The sequence below is a fragment of the Streptomyces herbicida genome, assembly GCF_032656585.1.
GTDB classification, from domain to species: Bacteria; Actinomycetota; Actinomycetes; order Streptomycetales; family Streptomycetaceae; genus Streptomyces; species Streptomyces herbicida.
This window is the reverse complement of the sequence record NZ_JAUYWJ010000010.1, coordinates 302,729-321,772: the sequence shown is the minus strand read 5'-3', so window position 1 is coordinate 321,772 and position 19,044 is coordinate 302,729. Positions and strand designations below refer to the sequence as shown.

Here is a 19,044-nt window from a genome sequence, read left to right as displayed (position 1 = left end):
CGACGCCCAAGGCGTGGAGCCGGCCTTTCACTTGCACAGGTGCTGGCCGCGCGTCTGGGTGGGGCGGTGACGGCCGTGGACATCTCCTGGCTGGCCGTGCTGACGGCACGGGTCAATGCCCTGCTGGCGGGGCGACGCATCCGCGCTCGCCGAGGCGACCTCACCGATGCGGTCGTGGGCCGCTCCTATGACCTGGTCGTCAGCAACCCGCCCCAGGTGCCCTCGCCCGGGCCGGTCGAGGGGCCCCGGCGACGGCGTCGACGTAGCGCGGGTCCACCTGACACGGGCGGATATCCGGCCGATCAGCCCAGCAAGGCGATGACCTGTACGTAGTCGTCGTACGCCTCGCCGTACTGCTTGGCGGCGACCAGGAACATGGAGCGGTCGGTCAGGGCCCCGACCAGCGCCTCCCGACCCCGTTCCGGGCCGGCGAGATCGGCCAGGCGCCGGGCCAGTGCCACGCCTTCGTCGAAGATCGAGCGTAGCGGCTCCAGCCTGCGACAGGTGCGGTTCTCCCAGTACACCGCCGAACGGACGGATAGCCTGCCGTGCACGGCGATCTGTTCGGCGATGTACTGGTGCGGGGCGGCGTCGGCCGCCTCGCTCAGCGTTGCGGCCTCCTGTGCGAGAGTGGCCAGACCGTCGAAGTAGGCCTCCTTGATGTCGGGCGACCAGTGGAGAAAGGCCGAGCCGAACGCAGGTGCGGGTCGGGCCGGGGAAGCCGCGGGCTCGGCCGACCGTCCCGACATGGCGAACAGAGTGACCCACCACGAGAGAATGTTGCTCCAGCTCTTGCGCTCCCCGGTCTCCGCCAACTCGGTGAGGAGGGCGAGGACTTCTTTCCGGGCCCCTCGGGCCTCGGCCCGGCGGCAGGCGGCGTCCAGCATGCGCGCGTGGTGGACGAGAGTCCACGTCAGGATGGCCATGGACGTACTACCGGCATCGAGTTCCTCGCGCGTCGCGTCCACGAGTTCCGCGAAGACCTCGAGCGCCGCGTCGTCACGTCCGGCAGCCTCCAGAGCGGCCGCCCACTCGGCCATGTCCCAGAAGGAGACTTCCTTCGGGCCTCCCGACCGCTGTGCGCGGGCGATTGTTCCGCAGACCTCCGCGGCCTCCCAGTGACGTCCGTCCTCGGCCAGTACGACGGCCAGACGCCCGTGCCCGTACGCGGGGCTCGACACCTGCCCCCGCTCGAAACCCCACCGCCCGGTCTCCGCCATCTCCTCGCACAATGCGAAGCCCTCCGCCCGCCGACCGGCCTCGTACAACTCGCCCTGACAGGCGTCCAGCACACGAACAAGCAGCTCGGTCCGGTTCGGATCGCTCGCGTCGATACGCCGGGCCGTAGCCGCAGCCTCGGCTCGCAGAGCCAGTCGGACATCCGGCCGGTCCCGGAACTCCGGCGCGTATCCGTACGAGACCAGTGCCTCCGCCAGCTTCGGCAGATACGTCAGCGGACTCACCTCGGCCAGCACCCGGTACGCCTCGACCTGCCGGGCCGGGCTCAGCCTGCCGGAGCCGAGCAGCATCGTCCGCGCCCTCATGACCGCGTCCTGATCAACGTCTTTTGAGTGATCCATGACGATGATTCTGAGAGCCGGACAATGGGCGTGGCCATGCCGACGAGCTGTGCCATTGCTCCTACGAAAACGGCCGCTGAGCTGTCATGATGGGAATGAATTCACCTGTCGGGACCGCCATTTGCCTTCTCGCCGCCAGAACTGGGCGAGGACGCCTTCCTTGAGTGGAATCATCACCAGCGCGCCGCCGAAGACCAGGATCTTCATGAGAACGGGGAGTTCGGACTCGGCCATGGACAGCCGCTGCCGGCGCTGGCCCGCCACCTCGTCCAGATCGGCGATGGACTGGGCGTAGTACGCCTTCTCGGGCTCGGTCGTGGGCTCGAAGTCCTGGAAGGCGCGGTCGAGGGCGACCAGTTGCCGGTTGGTGACATCGGGGTCCGGGGTGCCCTGGCGCATGAGCGGCCACTGCCGGTCGACGACCGCGTGGACATAGTCGTGCATCGCGTCGGTGACACGCTTCTGCTGTGCCTCCGGGAACGCCACGGAGTTGCGGATCACTTCGGCTCAATAGGTGGCCTCGGCGACGACCACGCCCCGTGCCGCGTTCATGTTCTCCCACTCGGCGACCGCCCCGAAGGCCAGGATGATTCCGTAGATCGCCCCGTACATCCCCAGCAGCACACCGACCATGTCATTCTGCTCGCCCCGGCCGACCTGGGGAAACCTCCGCCGTACGGCAAAGCTGCCCGCCACCGCGAAGAACGTGGTACCCCCCACGATCAGTACCGTGAGTGCCGTCGTGCTGAGACGACTCAGCAGCCAGACCTCCATCGGTATCGGACGTGCCCTCGCCGCACATCAACCGTTCGGCATCACACCATCACCCGGTTCTCCGTCGTTCACGCGGCCTTCTCAGAATCTGCACGTCCCAAGCGTGTACGTCCCTGCCGCCCGCGGGAGTTGAGCATGAGCCACGGCCACAGACACGACGACGGTCACCACCATCACCACCACGGAGGCGGCGACGCTTCCTCTCTTCCGCCCGCCCTCGACATGTCGGTCCCGGACGAGGAGCTGACCCCGAGCCAGCTCTCGCGGCGCTCGATGCTGCGCCGCACCGGGCTGCTGGGCGCGGGCCTCGCCGCGGGCAGCGTCCTCGGTGGCGCGGGTCAGGCCGCGGCAGCGGTGCCCGCGTCCGCGACGCACCACGACGAGCGCTCCGGTGGGTACCTGTGGCTGGCCGGTGACCACCACATCCACACCCAGTACAGCTCCGACGCCAAGTACCGGGTCATCGACCACGTGCGGCAGGCGAACGCGCACGGCCTGGACTGGATGGTGATCACCGACCACGGCAGCGAGACGCACGCCAAGATCGGTGTGGAGAAGGTCAACCCGGACATCGTCGAGGCCCGCGACCGGATCGACGACACGCTGGTCTTCCAGGGGCTGGAGTGGAACATCCCGGCCGCCGAGCACGGCACGGTCTTCGTCCACCCCGGCGAGAACGAGGTGGCGGTGCTGAAGGAGTTCGAGAACTCCTTCGACGGCTCGGTGAAGAAGGCCGGCGCCAGCACCCCGGCCAACGAGGCGCTCGCCATCGCGGGCGTCAACTTCCTCGCCGAGCAGGTGCAGCGCCGCCGGGTGAAGGACGTCCTGTTCCTCGCCAACCACCCCGCCCGCAAGGGCATCGACTCCCCGCACGAGATCCGCGCCTGGCGCGACGCCCAGCCGACCATCGCCGTCGGCATGGAGGGCGCCCCCGGCCACCAGGCCGGCGGCTTTCCCGCCCCCAACGGCCCGGGTTCCGCGCGCGGCATCTACGACAACAGCCCCAGCGCCGACTCCTTCGCCGGCTACCCGCTGGAGAGCTACCGCACCTGGGGCGGCTTCGACTGGATGACCGCCACCGTCGGCGGTCTGTGGGACAGCCTGCTGGCCGAGGGCAAGCCGTGGTGGATCACCGCCAACTCGGACTCCCACAATGTGTACGCCGACAGCGCCGTGCGCGGGCCGAACAGCGACTTCGCCGGCAACGGCCGCTACAACGACCCGGTCTACGGCGGCGGTCTCAACCTCGGCGACACGGACTTCTGGCCGGGCCAGTACTCCCGCACCCACGTCGGCGCCGCGTCCTTCTCGTACAAGGCGGTCATGGACGGCATCCGCGCCGGCCGTGTCTGGGTCGACCACGGCGGCCTCATCAGCGGCCTGGACGCCCAGCTGCGCTCCGGCGCCCGCGGGGTCACCCTCGGCGGCGCGCTGACCGTGCGCCGGGGCAGCCGGGTCGACCTGATCGTCGAGATCAGCCTCGCCAACGGACCCAACTGGGCGCAGTTCGTGCCGACCCTGGCCCGTGTCGACGTCATCCAGGGTGACGTCACGGGTCCGGTCTCCGACCAGGACGCCTTGGCGACGCCGGACACCAGGGTCGTGAAGTCGTTCGAGGTCAACAAGGCCACCGGCTGCGTCCGGCTGACCTACTCCCTCGGTCAGGTCGACAAGCCGTGCTACGTCCGTCTGCGCGGCACCGACGGCAAGCGTTCGGCCGTCGGCCTGCGCGGAGCCTCCGTGGACCCGGCGGGACCGGCCATGGACGTGGTCGGGGATGCCGACCCGTGGAAGGACCTGTGGTTCTACTCCAACCCCATGTGGGTCCTGCCCGCATGAGCGCACCACACGGCGCGCCCGGCGTCCACTCCGTCATCGGGGTGGACGCCGGGACGGCGAGCCTGCGGGAGGCCGACCACCTGATCCATGATCTGGTGGCACGGCTCGGCCTCCCGCAGGGCACGATCGCCTGCACGCACTTGATCCGCACCGACGAGCGTCGGGGTACGGCCGTCTCCTTCGCGCTCCCGGACGCCCCGACCGCCGACAGCATGTGGTCGCGTGTCGTCGAGCTGGAAGACCTCGTCATGGGCGCGGCCGTGGCCGGACGCTCGTACGGCACCGAGCCCGCCGCACACGCGGCGATGCTGGCGGCGGAGGAACACGCTCACCGCCGGGGCGGGCGAGGGGTGCTCTATCCCGGCGTCGATCACCTCACCGGCACGGTCACCGTGGCCGACCTGCTCGCCCTGACCGCCATCGGCCGCCTGACCGTGGTCGGCGCACCTACGGCGGACGGGCCCGAGCCCGCCACGCCCGTACTCACTCGCGACCACGTACGCCCCGAGTGGCGAGACGGCCAGCTGACCCTCGCCCTCGTCCCGGCAGCAGGCGGCACACTGGCCCCCTTCGAGGTACCCAACCCCACCCCGTGCTGCGCCGACCACGCGTGAGGGCGGTGCGACGAGGGCGGTCCTCGGTGCGGCGGCGGAGCGAAGTCGTGCCCGGCACACCTCTGAGGCCGGGCACGGTTCGGGCACAGGTGCTCCCGCGCCGGATACGGGGTGCCAGGCGGTTGGCGTGCGGCTCAGCGGCTCGCCCGTTGCGCCTCCACGATCACCTTCATGGTCTGGTCCGGCGCCGCCAGCCGCTGCACCCGCTCCGCGAACCCCGGGAACTGCGACGCGATCTTGGTGAGGAGCTTCAGCTCCAGCGGGGCGACATTGATCTCGGCGACATCACGCTCGATCGCCCGCATCACCCCCTTCACGACCCGCGCCGGCGAAACCGTGCGCACACGGCCCGGCGTCGAGGAGCCCGTGTTCGCGAACATGCCCAGTTCGCGTACGAAGCCGGGCTGGACGATCGAGACACCCACGCCCGTGCCGTGCAGGTCCTGGCGGAAGGACAGGGAGAAGCCGCGCAGCCCGAACTTCGTCGCGGTGTACATCGACGACGACTTGGTGGCTGCCATTCCTGACAACGATCCGACGAAGCAGATGTGCCCACGACCCGCCGCCACCATGTCCTCGGCGAGCAGGCGCGCGAGTATCGCCGGCGCGCGCAGGTTGACGGCGATCGACCGGTCGATCTGCGCCGGTGTGTAGTCCAGTACGTCGCCGCTGGAGGGCAGAGCCGCGTTGGCGATGAGGATCTGCGTGCCGGCCGCCTCCGCAGCGAGGCGTTGCACATCGTCCGGATCGGCGAGATCGGCGAGGATCGTCCGGGCACCGAAGCGCTCGGCCAGTGGGTCCAGCGCCTCGCGGCGGCGGCCGGTGAGAATGAGATCCGCGCCCCGGGCCGACAGTTCGGCGGCCAGCGCGCCTCCGATGCCACCTGTGACTCCGGTAAGCAGAACGGTTGTCCCAGCGATGTGCACGACTACCCTCCGGTCCTGTTCGTTCGAACGAACAATAGGGAGGGCGAGGGTTCCTGTCCACCTGCGCCCCCGCCAACACCCCGCAGCCGTGGCGGAGCTGAGGTGACGTCACTCCGCCCGAGGCGCCGTGACCTCGTGCGTCATCAGGCACACGCCGCTGGTGGAACAATGGGCGGCATGCCCAAGACCGCCCTCACCGCCCCGACACGTCAGCGCATCATCACAGCCGTCCTGCAGATCATCGGCGAGGGTGGGGTCGCGGCGGTCACCAACAGAAGGATCGCCAAGGAGGCCGGCGTCTCGCTCGGTTCCGTCACGTATCACTTCGAGACGCAGCACGATCTGCTGCGCGAGAGCCTGCTGTACTTCGTGCGCGAGGAGGCCCGGCACTTCACCGAGCTGGCCGACCAGTGCCAGACCGAGAACCTCGACATAGACGACGCGGCGTCCCTGGCCGGCCAGGTGGCCTGCGGTACGGCTCTGGACACCGCGCATCTCGCGCCCTTCGAGCTGTACATACACGCCGGGCGCGACGAGCGGCTGCGCGAGGCGGCCTCGGAGGCGTTCAGGGCCTACGACCGGCTCGCCGCCCAGATCCTCACCGCGCTGGGCGTGCCGGACGCGGAACGCCTTGCGGCCACCACCGTCGCCGTGGTGATGGGCCTGCAGCTCCGCCGCCTGGCCACCGGCAGCCCGGCGGACGACCTGGTCGACGCCCTTCTGCTGGTGGCACGGGGAGCCGCCGGCGAGTCGGCCGACCAAGGGCTCGTCGCCCAGGGCTGACGAGCACCGTTGGCCAGGGACTGCCGTAAGTCGTTCAGGCTTGGAAATTCGAGTGCCGAGCAGATAGGCAATCGTTCCTGGGGGTACCCGGAGCCGGAGACACCTCAGTAGTCAGCGCAGGAGGCGGTCATGCTCATCCTCGGTCTTGTCCTACTCGTTGTCGGCCTTGTCACCGGCATTTCGATTCTGTGGACCATCGGAGTCATTCTCGTGGTGCTCGGTGCCATTTTCTGGATCCTGGGCTCCATGGGGCACGCGGTGGCCGGCCGGCGCCATTATTGGTAGTCACGGAGAGCATCTCCTGTGACACACCGAGCATCCGGCGCCGGAGCTCGGCGGCGAAACGCACCTCGCCGAGGAGTTCCTGTGTTCAGGGTGCCCAGGGGCCCTCGATGGCCCAGGTGGTGTCCTCGGTGAAGGTGCCCGGGTTGTCCCAGGCATGCGAACCGCCCCTCTGTGCCAGCCACAGCTCGGCGTTCATGTGTCGCAGGTACTGGCCCGGGTAGTTCGACGCCGACAGCCGGATGCCTCCGCTGCCCTGGACGGGGCACCAGGTCGCATCGGCCTTGAAGAGCGCGGAGTCGTCGCCCGCCTCGCGCCGGACGCGGAAGTCGCGGTGGCGCAGGTATTCACCCGGGTAGTTGCGGGACTCGAAGGAGTAGCAGAGCTTGTTCGCGAGGCCCCGCTTCACCTTCCAGGTGGCGTCCTGCTTCAGCAGGACGCTGCTTGCCGCGCTCACCACTTCGGTGTAGCCCAGCCCGTCGTAGTGACGGAGGTAGCGGTCGGTGTAGCCGGGTGTGGTGACACGGATCGACACATAGTGCTCCAGCGGCAGCTTCACCGTCGGCCCGAGCGTACGGGACGCGGCGACGAGCGCCTGGTTGGCCGCTCGGACGCGGGCCTCGTCGACCTTGAGGAGCCGGCGGTCGTAGGTCATCAGCCCGTTCGCCTCGTTCTCCACATCGGTGATCTGTGTGTAGACGGAGGCCGACAGACCGCCCGCGGGCATGGAGTTCTCCCGGATGCCGTCGAGCAGCCCGACGAGCCGGTCGTCGAGAGCGGCCTGGCTGGGCTGGTCCTCATAGCTGAAGCCGCCACCCGGGTACCACTCGTGGCCGGGGACCCGGTAGCCGAGGCCGCCGTACTCGCCCAGCACCGCGGCACGTACCGGCTCCGTCGGGGTGTTGCCGGGTCCGACGTAGTTGTGGTTGTCGACCACGTCGCCGTTGCCGCCGTCCTGGGCGGCACAGCAGTTGACCCCGCTCATGTTGTCGACGAGGCGGGAGGGGTCGTACGCCTTGACCATGTCCGCGATGCGCGCCTGGTCGTACTGGCCCCAGCCCTCGTTCTGGTCGACCCACTGGATCAGCGCGGGCGAGCTGCGGTGCTGGTCGATGACGGCCCGGTACTCGCTCTCCCACTGGGTGCGGGCAGCGCCGTCCGGAGTCCTGGCGCTGTCCATGGACGGCATGTCCTGCCACACCAGCAGCCCGAGCCGGTCCGCCCAGTAGAACCAGCGCTGCGGCTCCACCTTGATGTGTTTGCGCACCATGTTGAATCCGAGGTCCTTGTGCTTCTGGAGGTCGAACTTGAGGGCCTCGTCGGTGGGCGCGGTGTAGATGCCGTCCGGCCAGTAGCCCTGGTCCAAGGTGCCCGTCTGGAAGACGAACCTGCCGTTGAGTACGGGCCGGCGCACCCCGTTCACGTCCTGCACCGCGATCGAGCGCATACCGGCGTAACCGCCGACCTTGTCGGCACCGGCGCTCCCGGTCAGCCGGGCGGTGATGTCGTAGAGGAAGGGATCCTCGGGCGTCCACAGGTGGGCGCCCGGAACCGGCACGGAGAATTCGGTGCCGACCGTGCCCGTGGCGCTGCCGACCGGAGTGCCCCCACCGGAGACCGTGACCTTGACGGGCGTGCCCTGGGCCGCGGTGCCGCGCACCGTCACGTGCAGTGTGTCGTCCTCAAGGTGCGGCACCATGTCGAGCCGGGTGATGTGCGCCGAGGCGGTCGGTTCCAGCCAGACCGTCTGCCAGATGCCCGACGAGGCGGTGTAGACGATGCTGTGGCCGGGGTGCGGGGTGACGTCCTGGATGCGCTGCTTGCCGATGGCCTGGCCGCCGGTCTCCGTCGGGTCGTACACGGACACGACGACGGTGTTGGTGCCGTTGTTCAGCAGGGGCGTGATGTCGTACGAGAAGGAGTCGTAGCCGCCGCGGTGTACGGCGCCCGCCTGCCGGCCGTTGATCCAGACGGTCGTCTCCCAGTCGGAGGCACCGAAGTTCAGCTGGAGGCGACGCCCGCGCCAGTCGGCGGGCACGGTGAAGGTGCGTTTGTACCACAGCTTGTCGTTCCCGGTGATCTTGCGCTGGATGCCGGAGAGCGCGGACTCCGGCACGAACGGCACACGGATCCGCTCGCCGAACGCCGCGGGCCGAGCGGCGTCGCGGGAAGTGACCGCGAAGTCCCAAATACCGTTGAGGTTGGCCCAGTCGGGGCGGGTGAGCTGCGGGCGCGGATAGTCCGGCAGGGGGTGGTCCACGGAGACCTGGTCCGTCCATGGGGTGGTCATCGGTGCCGGTTTGGGGGTCCAGGCGGCCTCGGCGGCACGGGAGGGGTGAGCGCCGGAGGCCAGCAGGGTGGTGACGGTCAGCATCAACACCACGGCGGCGGACAGTAGTTGCCTCCAGGCGCGGCGCGGCCCGGGGGCCGAGGACGATCGGGGGGACAGGAGTCTCGGCATGATGTCTGCTCCAGGGTCTGTACGGCACGGCGGCGCGGTGGGGTTCCGCCGGACCTCGCGCGGAACCCCGGGGGTGCGACCGCGGGCGGAGGTCAGTACGTGTGCAGGGTCAGCCCGTAGCGGTTGAGGATCTCGTTGACCGGCTGGAACCAGGTCTCACCGCCGCCGGTGCAGTTGCCCCAGCCGCCGGAGGTGACGCCCTGTGCCTGGTCTCCGCTGATGAACGAGCCTCCGGAGTCGCCGGGTTCGGCGCAGACGCTCGTCTTCGTCAGCTGATACACCGTGCCCTGGCTGTAGTTGACGGTCTCGTTCGTGGCCAGCACCGTCCCGCAGTGCCAGTGCGAGGTCGATCCGGAACGGCAGATCGAGGAGCCGACGGGAGCTTCGGCCGAGCCGCGCACGAGCTGGTCGGGCACGGTGCCCCAGCCCAGCACCACCGGCACCGTCCACCACCCGCTGCCCACGCTGACCCAGGCGTAGTCGTTGCCCGGGAACGAGGAGCCCTGGAAGGTACCGATGTACGAGCCGTCCCAGCCGCTGACCCCGGCGCCCGGCTGTCCGCAGTGACCGGCGGTGACGAAGCCGCCGTACACCGAGAACCCTATGGAGCAGCGGACGTTGCCCGTGTAGTAGGGGTCGCCGCCGACCGTGCCCGCGGCGAAGGTCTGGGGCGCCGCGGAGACGGTATGGACGGTCACGGGACCCGCCTCGCGAACCCGGGACACGAAGTGCTGGACATCGTTGTCAGCACGGCGGTCGCGGACGACGTCGACGACGACGGTGTTGGCCACCGGATCCACGTGCCAGCTGCTCACCCCGGAAGGGGCGGACAGCCGGTCGATGCGCGCCTTCGCCGCGTTCAGCTGCCGCAGGCTGTGCTCGACCGTGCGGATGCCGGCCCCTGCGGCCCGAATCGCGCGGCGGGTGGCGGCCGGCGCGTCCGGTGTGATCGCCACCGTCAGACGGCCCCCTTCGTCGTCGAACCAGGAACCCGCATAGGCGGCCCCGGCCGCACGGCGTGCCTTCGGAGCGAGCGCCGCGGCGGAGTGCTCGGCAGCGAGCCGCGCCTCGGCCTGATCGCGGGACAGGCCGAAAGCACGCTGCATGGCGAACAGCACGCCGCCGGAAGCGGGTGCGGCAGGCTCGGCGGACGCGGCCTCCGAGCCGCTCGCCGATGCGGGGAACGTGCCTGCCGCGCCCAGGCCGCCGAGCATCAGCAAAGCAGCCAGGCCGACGTGCGCGATTCTTGTGCGTCTCATGGGAGTTGCCCTTCGTCGTTCCAGAAGTGGGGGATGGAACAGCCGATTCCCGAGAGCGCTCTCATTCGTGGCGCAGCAGAGCCTATCCACCTCCGGCCGTCAGGTCCATGCCAGTGCAGAGTCGAATCGCTTCCCGAGCGGAGGAACTTCGCGGCACCATGGGGAGCCGAGGGGGTGTCGTGGGCAACAGGGAGACGGAACAGGCTGCCATCACGCGTGTGATGGCCTTGGAGCGGGCTGCCGGACGCGACCCGAAGGACGTCCGCACCTCGGGCCTCCCGTACGACGTGGACAGTCCGCCCCGGATGATCGAGGTGAAGGCCTTCAGCCGCTCGGCGCGCAGTGAGGCGCTGCCGCTGGAACAGCGGCAGGTGACAGCCGCGAAGGCCGCCCCCGAGCACTACTACCTCTACGTGGTCGACAACCTCGCGGGCCTCGACGGCGCGGCGGTCGCGGTGCGCGTCCTGCACGGAGAGGCGCTGCTGGCGATGATCGAGCGGTCCAAGCCGCAGATCACGTACTGGCCCACGTTCAAGGCAGCCGAGTACGACGAGGCCGAGCGGCTGCACTGAGGTTCCGGGGTACGGCGGCGGCGCCGGCCAGCGCGGGAACTCACCTCACGTCTGCGGTGTGCAGCAGCCGTCGCCCGAGGCGTCCTGCGGCCCTGCGTCCAGACGGCAGAAGCAGGACGCCGTGATCGGTACGTCGGCCGTCGCGCCGGCGAGCTTCAGCTGCTGGGCCACGATCCGTGCCTCACCGGTCCTGCCGAGCCGCTGGAGGCATTCGTGGTACCCGTGCAACGACCAGACGTTGTTGGGGTGTTGCTGCGGTCGGGGAAGCGTGTCGTCGAGGCCCAGGTCGGCGCGGTAGACCGCCTCGGCCTCCGCGATCAGACCGCGCTCCAGCAGCAGCGCGCCATAGGCGTGACGCGTGGGCTGCATCCACCCCCACGGTTCGTCGTAGGGAAGGTTGTCGTCCAGCTCGATCGAGCGGCGCAGCGCGGCGAAGGCGGCGTCGTAGTCGCCCTTGCGGTAGTCCAGTTCGCCGTCGAGCATCTCCGAAGCGATGGCCAGGATGTCCACACAGGTGTTGTTGAACAGCATGCGCGTCTCCGGGACCCGGGTCACCGCCTCCCGGAAGAGCGCACGCTCCGCCTCCGCTTCGGCGATCCTGCCGGTGGCGGAGAGCGCGACGCCGCGCGCGTAGTGCAGCATCGCGGTGCTGACGCAGTACAGCTGCGGGTCGGCGGGCATGGGCAGGCGCAGCAGGTCGTTCCAGCTGCCGAAGCGGATCAGGACGTGCACCCGCATCGCGAGGAATCCCTCCAGCCAGTCGGCCATGGGCGGGCTCTCCACGCGCAGCAGCTCCTCCGGCACGGCGGCCTCGAGCCGCTCCGCCGTCTCGAGCGCGTCCCGGAGGCGGCCCAGGAACATCGCGCCGTAGATCCGGAAGTGATAGTTGTGGCATCGATACAGGGTGTAGAAGTTCAAGGCGCCTTCCCGCGCATGGAACTTCTCGTCGGCGGTGATCGCCGCGGCGTTGTCGGAAACCACCCTCCGGTAGTCGCCGCACAGCACTTCCAGATGGGACGGCATGTGCTGCAGGTGTCCGGCGTCGGGCACCAGGCCCCGCAGCCGATCGGCGACCGGCAGCGCCGCCTCGGGCGTCGGGGACATCTCCATCAGGTGGATGTACATGTGCAGCAGGCCGGGATGCCGGGTGCCCGCCTCCGTCGCCATCGCCCGCTCGAGCACGCCCTTGGCCTCCGGGGTGCGCGCCTCGGCGGCCGGGAGGCCGGTGCGGATGTCCCACAGCTGCCAGGGGGTGAGGTTCATCAGGGCGTCCGCGTACAGGGTCGCCACGTCGAGGTCGTCGGGCGCCAGCCGGTGGACGGCCTGCATGCTCTCGGCGTAGGCCGCGCTCCACACGGACAGACCCTCGAGGTCCTCGGCCTCCGCCCGCGGGTAGCGGGCGCGCAGCGCCTCGATCAGGGCGCGCTCCACCGGGGTGGCGGACGCCGCCGTGGCGTGCGCGCGCTCCACGGCGGTGTGGGTGCGTTCGACGGTCCGCGCCAGGTCGTGCTCGTCGAAGAACTCCCAGGGTTTGTTGTAGTTGGGACCCAGGGCGTAGGCCACGCCCCAGTGGGCCATGGCGCAGTCGGGATCCGCCTCGGCGGCCAGTTCGAAGCAGCGGACGGCCTCCTCGTGGTTGAAGGCGTACGTCCACACCAGTCCGCGGTCGAACCAGGTCTGGGCCTCGGGGGACGACGTCGTCACGCGTCGGCGGTGACTGCCCAGCTCGTAGTAGTACACAAGGACTCCCGAAGGCTCGGCTCACCCGACCCGGTCACGCGGAGACGGACCACAGCCGGTGTTCCGACCCTAGCCGGGCCTATGGAAAACTTGCCATTCATCCGGAATCATGCGATTTACACGCGGCGCCCTCGACGGCTTCGCCGCAGGTCGGCTCACGCGGGTACCGCCGACAGGTCGATTACCCGGTCGACGTCGTGCGGCTTGAGGACGCGGAGGATGCCCTCGAGCAGGTAGTAGTCGGTGTAGGGGAGCGAGATCTCGATCCCGTCCTCGTCCGGCCGGTTGCGCGTGCAGCGGGCCACGACCGCTTCGGCGCGGGACGACTTCCTGGTCAGACAGGTCTGCGAGAGCGCGACGAGCAGGCGCAGTGCCGCCTCGCGGTAGTGCGCCTGCCGGTCGCGGCGGACAGGTCGAGCAGCCCGCATGCCATGATCGCGCCGGCCGACGCGTCCTTGCTGTCATGGGGCTGCTGGGGCGCCCGGTAGTCCAGACCGGAACCCGGTCACTGCCCAACGCTCCCAGTGCGAAGTCCGCCAGCCGGCCGGCGGTGACCAGGAACTGCCGGTCACCGGTCCGGCGGTAGATCGTCGTGAACCCGTAGGTCCCCCATGCCTGTCCGCGTGACCAGCAGGACGAGGAGTTGTAGCCCTGCACGGCGGCGGGCCGACGGGTGCACCCGTGTCCGGATCGAGGTCGAAGGCGTGCGGGGTCGACCCGTCCGCGCCGGGGAACACCCGCTGGGCGGTCATCGCGTGTTCCGTCGCGGCCCGAAGGTACTTCTCGTCGCCGGTCTGCCGGCTCGCGAAGGCCGGCAGGTCGAGGTTCATCATCGTGTCGATGATGAACCGGCCGGCGTTGTGCGGATCGTTCACCGCGCCCCACGCCCGGATGAAACGCCCGCGCGGGTTGTACCGCTGCATCAGGGAGTCGGCCGCCTCCACGGCACCCGTCCGCCACTTGTCGCCACCCGTGAGGCGCCAGGCCGTAACCCAGGAGGGACAGAAGAGGAAGCCGAGGTCGTGGGTGGTGGTGTCGTACCGGCGGGGTGCGAGCCGTCGTGCGGAATCGAGGGCCAGCGTGCGGAATCTGTCGTCCCCGCTGTGGAGATAGGCCATCCGGAGCGTCCCCGGCCAGAAGCCGCCGACCCAGTCCCCGTTCTGGGAGTACACCCATTTCTCGAGCTTCGTCCCGAGGGGGAAGGCAGTCACTCCGGCCGCGACAGCCGCGAGCTTCCCGACCGCATAGTCGGCCGCGTCCCGCAGGGCGCGCGCGGCATTCACCGATGCCGGATGACCGGCCGTCTGCGCGGTCTGCTCGGCAGCGGCACAAGCGGCCGCGGCTCCGGCGGCCGCTGCTCCGGCGGCCGCTGCTCCGGCGGCCGCTGCTCCGGCGGCCGAGGCCGGCACAGTACGCCGGGAACCACTCATGGGCGCCTTCCCTCAACGCGGCAGCGGTGCAAGGACATTGGCCCGAGCCTTGCACAGCAACCCTGAAGGTGTACACCCACATGAGTGATGTTCATGCATGAGAACGCATGCTCCTCCGCCGGCGGACGGCCACGGCCGGTGGACGCTCTCGCAGCGCGCCGTACCCGATGAAGTACGCGGGGAGACGGCGTACGAACCGTGACCCGGTGAGCAGACCTGCCATGCGCTGGGCCCGCTCCACGCTGCCGAGGGGTGGCCGCCCCTGCAGGACGGGAGCGATGACACGGGCATGGGCGATCCGCTGGAGCGCCTGCGTGGCGACGGTGGTGAGCCGGCGGCGGCGCTGCAGACCGCGCACGTCGTGCAGGCCCACGCTCCCGCGGCGCAGCGGCTCGGCGAGGTACCGGGCGGCAGCCACCGCGTCCTCCACGGCCAGGTTGATCCCGATGCCGAAGACCGGGGACATCGCGTGCGCGGCGTCACCGATGCACAGCAGTCCGGGGCGATGCCAGCGGCGCAGCCGGTCCAGACGTACGTCGAGGAGCTTGACCTCGTCCCAGGAGCGCAGATGGTCCGTACGGCCCGCGACCCAGGGGACGGCGGTGGCGAAGTCGGCCAGGAACCGGTCGAGACCGGCGGCCCGGCGCTGCGCGTCGGTGCCCTTGGGAATGAGCGCGGCGCACTGCCAGTAGTCCCCGCGGTCGATCATCGCGGTCAGGAAGCGGTCGCCGGCGCCACCGACGAGCCCAGTCGGATCGCCCTCGTGCCGCGGCAGCCTGAACCACCACGCGTCCATCGGGCAGCCGAAGCGACGCAGCCCCAGCTCCGGCCGGGAGCGGGCCAGCGACCCACGGCCGTCGCAGGCGACCGTGAGGACCGCACGCAGCTCGCCGGTGCCGCCGTCGGAGGTGCGGTAGCGCACTCCGGTCACCCGTCCGCCCTCGACCAGGAAGGAGGTCGCCTCGGTGTTCATCCGCAGCTCGAAGGACGGCTCGCGCCCGGCCTCGTCCGCGAGGAGGTCCAGCAGGTCCCACTGGGGCACCATCGCGATGTAGTTGTACGGGCCGCGCAGTACCGCGAGGTCGGCGACCGTGACCGTCGACCGGTCGGTCCCGATGGGCAGTTGGACGGTGCGCACCCTGCGCTGCGGCAGCCGCGCGAAGCGCTCGGCCAGACCCAGGTCGTCCAGCAACGCCAGCGTCGAGGGGTGCACGGTGTCGCCGCGAAAGTCACGCAGGAAGTCGCCGTGCTTCTCCAGCACCGTCACCTCGACCCCGGCCCGCGCCAGCAGCAGCGCGAGCACCATGCCGGCGGGACCACCTCCCACTACACAACACGTGGTCCGCTCCATCAGGGCCCCGCCTTTCCGGAGAGCAGTAATTCATCACTCGGTGAATATCATACTCCTGCCTGTCCGTATCGCCTCTTCGCCTCCGGGGTGACGGGCGCGAAGAAGTTGAGCAGGTTGCCGTCCGGGTCCCTCAGCAGCAGGGAACGGTTTCCCCAGGGCATGGTCGTGGGCTCGTTCACGATCTCGATCCCGAACTCCCTGATCCGGTCGTACTCGCGGTCGACGTCGGCGACGCGGAACTCGACGATCACACTCTGGTTGGCGGCCGGCCGGGGCGCCTGTTCCCCGAGGCCCCGCACCGTGCGCGTGCCGGCCAGGGCGAGGGTTCCGCTCGGAGTGACGATCTCGGCGAAGTCGTCCGTGTACCGCTTCGCCGTCAGGCCCGTGGCCCGCTCGTAGAACGAGACGATCCGGTCGACGTCCCCGGTGATGATGCGGATCGACGCAAAGTCCATGACAGGCTCCCTTGGGATCTGATGTGCCGTGAGACAGACCGTACGATCGATACCGGACAGAATCCGCCCGGTATCCAGGAGAAGCTGTCGGCATGAGTCGTCCCACCGCCCGAGTGCTCGCGCTTCTCGAAATCCTCCAGGCCGGCGGCGTCCATCCCGTCCCCGAACTCGCCGCCCGACTGAGCGTGGACGAGCGAACAGTCCGGCGGTACGTCGATCACCTGGCCGACCTGGACGTGCCCGTCGAGTCGGTGCGGGGACGCTACGGGGGCTATCGGCTCGCCCGCGGGTACCGGCTCCCCCCGCTGATGCTGACCGACGACGAGGCACTGGCCACGCTGCTGGGCCTGACGACCGTGCAACGCGCCGGACACGCCACGGCGTCAGCGGCGGCCGACACGGCCATCGCCAAACTCCGTCGCGTCCTGCCCCGGCCACTCGGCCGCCGCCTGGATGCGCTCCTCGACATGACCCGGTTCACCGCGCCGACCGACGACAGCGCGCCCGCACCCGGCGGGCGCGTCCTGCTGAACCTCGCCGAGGCCGCCTGGGACCAACACCCCACCGAGATCCGGTACATCGCCCACGACGGCAGACACAGCCGACGGACGCTTCACCCCTACGGCCTCGTCGCGCATTCCGGCAGGTGGTACGTCACCGGCGCGGATTCGGTCAGTCGGCAGATCCGTACCTTCCGGGTGGACCGGATCGAACACCTGCGGGTGCTGACCGACTCGTTCGACCGGCCACAGGACTTCGATGCCCGAACGCATGTACTCGCCGGTCTCGCCGAGGCGCCGTGGACGCACGATGTCAGGGTGCGGGTCCACGCAACCCGTGATCACATTCGCTCACTCTTCCCGGAAGGGATCGCCGTCATCGAGGAGAGCGGGCCGGTGTCGGAGACGTCAGTGCCAGGGGAGGAGGACAACGAGCCGACCCAGCAGGAGAGTTGGCACCGTGTACGACTGCGCGCCGAGCGACTGGAGTGGATCCCGCCCCTGCTCGCCGCGCTGAACCGGCCGTTCGCCGTCGAGCAGCCGCCCGAACTGCGGGCACTGGTGGCCGATCTGGCACGGCGTCTCGCCCAGTACGCGGCCGAGCAGGACGAAGCGCGGTGATCGTCCCGCAGGCATCACCTGAATGAAACCCTCCGCGTTCCCGAGGCAACCTCGCACGTCCTAACCACTTCTTCACAGGTGGCGCATAGATTCCACGCAATCGCACGGATCACTCAGGCATCCCCTGCGCCGGCCAGCACACAGGTCACCTTCGCACCACTCGATTGCCCGTTGCCGATCCGGCACTCCCGAACGAGGACGAGTTGATGACGAAACATCACAGCAACCGGTTACGACGCTCGGCGCTCGGCGTCACCGCGGCGCTCACCGTGGCCGCGGCGGGCGCCCTGCCGGCCTCCGCGGCACCCCAGCCGACCGCACCCCAGCTCAAGCTGATAGCCGCGTCCGGTTCCGTCACCATCGACCGGTGGAAGGACGAACCGGGGGTGTATCTGGACCTCGGCGCGTACGTCACCGTTGACAAGGCACCCCTGGAGTTCCGGGTGACCCGGAAGTCCTACAACGACCCCGTGGTGGCTCAGCAGATCCTCCGGCAGGGCGGCACCAGGCAGGCCAGAACACTGCCTGCCGGACTGCTCAAGGACTTCAGCGGACTACCCGGATTCCTTGAGGTGACCCTCACCAACACCGCGGGCACCAAGGTACTCAGCACGAGCCAGTCGTTCTGCCCGAACAACACCGCGGGACGTGTCCGTCCGGACGCCCCGGCCACCTCGAACTGGCCCGACGGTTGCTCCGGCAACCCCTTCACGCTCGGCCAGGTGTGGGGAACGGAGAAGGGGTGGGCGGCCAGGCTCGCCCCCGACTTCGACAGCGCCCCGGTCGATGTGCCGGCCGGTGAGTACACGGCCAAGGTCTCCGTCGCCAAGAAGTACCGGGACCTGTTCGGCATGACAGACCAGCCCCAGAGCATCAAGGTGACCGTCCGTGAGACCGACGGTGGCGGTGAGGGGTCCGAGCACTCGGCGCACGCATCCCAGCCGGCCGCCGACGGACGCACCACCGGCACGGGCCACGCGTCCGGGTCCTCAGCGCTCAAGCCGAACCCGCACCGTCCGACCGGCCGCCGGGGGAACGCGGCCGTCATGCCCAGGCCCGACCTGCGGGCCGTACCGGCCTGGGGCATCGCTCTCACGGACGGTGCCGACGGGCACGGCGTGAGGGACGCGGGCAAGGAGTACCTGGCCTTCAGCGCGACGGTGTGGAACGCGGGCCCCGCGCCGCTGGTCGTGGACGGCTTCCGCAGCCCCGGCCAGGACAAGATGGACGCCTATCAGTACTTCTTCGACGCCCAGGGGAAGCAGGTCGGATACACCCCCACCGGCACCATGGAGTGGGACCCTCGGGAGGGCCACCAGCACTGGCACTTCAGCGACTTCGCCAGCTACCGGCTGCTCGGTGCGGACAAGAAGGAGATCGTCCGCAGCGGCAAGGAAGCATTCTGCCTGGCCGACACCGACGCCATCGACTACACGGTGAAGAACGCCAACTGGCACCCGGAGAACACCGACCTGTCGACCGCCTGCGGTGAGCAGAACTCGGTGTCCGTGCGCGAAGCGCTGGACGTCGGCAACGGCGACACCTACAGCCAGTTCCGTCCCGGCCAGTCGTTCGACGTCACCGGCCTGCCCAACGGCACCTACTACATCCAGGTCGTCGCCAACCCCGACCGCAAGCTGAAGGAGACGAGCCTGACCAACAACGTCTCGCTCCGCAAGGTCATCCTGGGCGGCACACCCGGCGCCCGCACCGTGACCGTGCCCGCCTACGGGCTCGTCGACGCGCCCTGATCCACTTCAGCGCTCCCCGGCGCCGGGGGCCGGGCCACGACCGTGGCGGCCCGGCCCCCGGCTGTGGGTGGAGCGGACCGCCGCTCTGAATCAAGCGACGGCCGAG

Annotated in this window: 16 protein-coding genes and 2 pseudogenes; 8 read left to right on the top strand and 10 right to left on the bottom strand. The window is 69.8% G+C overall.

Features of this window, described 5'->3' with window-relative positions:
• Positions 1-15: 15 nt before the first annotated feature.
• Positions 16-252: pseudogene (locus Q8A52_RS22725) on the top strand (methyltransferase); the annotation flags it as partial.
• 50 nt (positions 253-302) lie between these two features.
• On the opposite strand, the gene Q8A52_RS22720 reads toward Q8A52_RS22725, so the two are convergent.
• Both Q8A52_RS22720 and Q8A52_RS22715 read right to left on the bottom strand, forming a co-directional pair.
• The gene (locus Q8A52_RS22720; RefSeq protein ID WP_316754539.1) at positions 303-1,580 is read right to left on the bottom strand and encodes a hypothetical protein; all 1,278 of its coding nucleotides are present in this window, start codon (positions 1,578-1,580) and stop codon (positions 303-305) included.
• 84 nt (positions 1,581-1,664) lie between these two features.
• Positions 1,665-2,276 (bottom strand): annotated as a pseudogene (locus Q8A52_RS22715) (bestrophin-like domain).
• 213 nt (positions 2,277-2,489) lie between these two features.
• Here Q8A52_RS22715 and Q8A52_RS22705 point away from each other — a divergent pair.
• Positions 2,490-4,193, top strand: a complete 1,704-nt coding sequence (locus Q8A52_RS22705; RefSeq protein WP_316754536.1) for a PHP domain-containing protein — start codon at positions 2,490-2,492, stop codon at positions 4,191-4,193.
• Positions 4,190-4,807 carry a hypothetical protein gene (locus tag Q8A52_RS22700; protein ID WP_316754535.1) on the top strand — a complete coding sequence of 206 codons (618 nt, stop codon included), beginning with the start codon at positions 4,190-4,192 and terminating at the stop codon, positions 4,805-4,807. Before Q8A52_RS22705 ends, Q8A52_RS22700 begins: the two co-directional genes overlap by 4 nt.
• 134 nt (positions 4,808-4,941) lie before the next feature.
• On the opposite strand, the gene Q8A52_RS22695 is transcribed toward Q8A52_RS22700, so the two are convergent.
• Positions 4,942-5,733, bottom strand: a complete 792-nt coding sequence (locus Q8A52_RS22695) for an SDR family NAD(P)-dependent oxidoreductase (RefSeq protein ID WP_316754534.1) — start codon at positions 5,731-5,733, stop codon at positions 4,942-4,944.
• 177 nt (positions 5,734-5,910) lie between these two features.
• Between Q8A52_RS22695 and Q8A52_RS22690 the strand changes: the two genes are divergently transcribed.
• Positions 5,911-6,516, top strand: coding sequence for a TetR/AcrR family transcriptional regulator (locus tag Q8A52_RS22690; protein ID WP_316754533.1), 606 nt, complete (start codon positions 5,911-5,913; stop codon positions 6,514-6,516).
• 129 nt (positions 6,517-6,645) lie between these two features.
• Complete coding sequence (locus tag Q8A52_RS22685; RefSeq protein WP_316754532.1) at positions 6,646-6,801, top strand: DUF6131 family protein; 156 nt, start codon at positions 6,646-6,648, stop codon at positions 6,799-6,801.
• Positions 6,802-6,886: 85 nt separating this feature from the next.
• Here the strand turns inward: Q8A52_RS22685 and Q8A52_RS22680 are convergent, their stop codons facing one another.
• Both Q8A52_RS22680 and Q8A52_RS22675 read right to left on the bottom strand, forming a co-directional pair.
• On the bottom strand, positions 6,887-9,172 hold the full coding sequence (locus tag Q8A52_RS22680; RefSeq protein WP_316754628.1) for an AbfB domain-containing protein: 2,286 nt from the start codon (positions 9,170-9,172) through the stop codon (positions 6,887-6,889).
• A gap of 179 nt (positions 9,173-9,351) precedes the next feature.
• Entirely contained in the window at positions 9,352-10,518 is a 1,167-nt protein-coding gene (locus Q8A52_RS22675; RefSeq protein WP_316754531.1) for a S1 family peptidase, read from the bottom strand.
• A 179-nt stretch (positions 10,519-10,697) separates the two neighbouring features.
• Here Q8A52_RS22675 and Q8A52_RS22670 point away from each other — a divergent pair, with 179 nt between their 5' ends.
• Entirely contained in the window at positions 10,698-11,090 is a 393-nt protein-coding gene (locus Q8A52_RS22670) for a DUF3883 domain-containing protein (protein WP_316754530.1), read from the top strand.
• A gap of 45 nt (positions 11,091-11,135) precedes the next feature.
• Here the strand turns inward: Q8A52_RS22670 and Q8A52_RS22665 are convergent, their stop codons facing one another.
• The 5 genes from Q8A52_RS22665 to Q8A52_RS22645 form a co-directional block, all read right to left on the bottom strand.
• Complete coding sequence (locus Q8A52_RS22665; RefSeq protein WP_316754529.1) at positions 11,136-12,830, bottom strand: tetratricopeptide repeat protein; 1,695 nt, start codon at positions 12,828-12,830, stop codon at positions 11,136-11,138.
• A 155-nt stretch (positions 12,831-12,985) separates the two neighbouring features.
• On the bottom strand, positions 12,986-13,258 hold the full coding sequence (locus Q8A52_RS22660) for a hypothetical protein (protein WP_316754528.1): 273 nt from the start codon (positions 13,256-13,258) through the stop codon (positions 12,986-12,988).
• A 33-nt stretch (positions 13,259-13,291) separates the two neighbouring features.
• On the bottom strand, positions 13,292-14,260 hold the full coding sequence (locus Q8A52_RS22655) for a glycoside hydrolase family protein (RefSeq protein ID WP_316754527.1): 969 nt from the start codon (positions 14,258-14,260) through the stop codon (positions 13,292-13,294).
• Positions 14,261-14,351: 91 nt separating this feature from the next.
• On the bottom strand, positions 14,352-15,611 hold the full coding sequence (locus Q8A52_RS22650) for an FAD-dependent oxidoreductase (protein ID WP_316754526.1): 1,260 nt from the start codon (positions 15,609-15,611) through the stop codon (positions 14,352-14,354).
• Positions 15,612-15,658: 47 nt separating this feature from the next.
• Complete coding sequence (locus Q8A52_RS22645; RefSeq protein WP_316754525.1) at positions 15,659-16,066, bottom strand: VOC family protein; 408 nt, start codon at positions 16,064-16,066, stop codon at positions 15,659-15,661.
• 92 nt (positions 16,067-16,158) lie between these two features.
• Between Q8A52_RS22645 and Q8A52_RS22640 the strand changes: the two genes are divergently transcribed.
• Positions 16,159-17,187: a helix-turn-helix transcriptional regulator gene (locus tag Q8A52_RS22640; RefSeq protein ID WP_316754524.1), complete on the top strand. Its 1,029-nt coding sequence runs from the start codon at positions 16,159-16,161 to the stop codon at positions 17,185-17,187.
• A gap of 206 nt (positions 17,188-17,393) precedes the next feature.
• Positions 17,394-18,938, top strand: coding sequence for a lysyl oxidase family protein (locus tag Q8A52_RS22635; protein ID WP_316754523.1), 1,545 nt, complete (start codon positions 17,394-17,396; stop codon positions 18,936-18,938).
• Positions 18,939-19,044 lie beyond the last annotated feature (106 nt).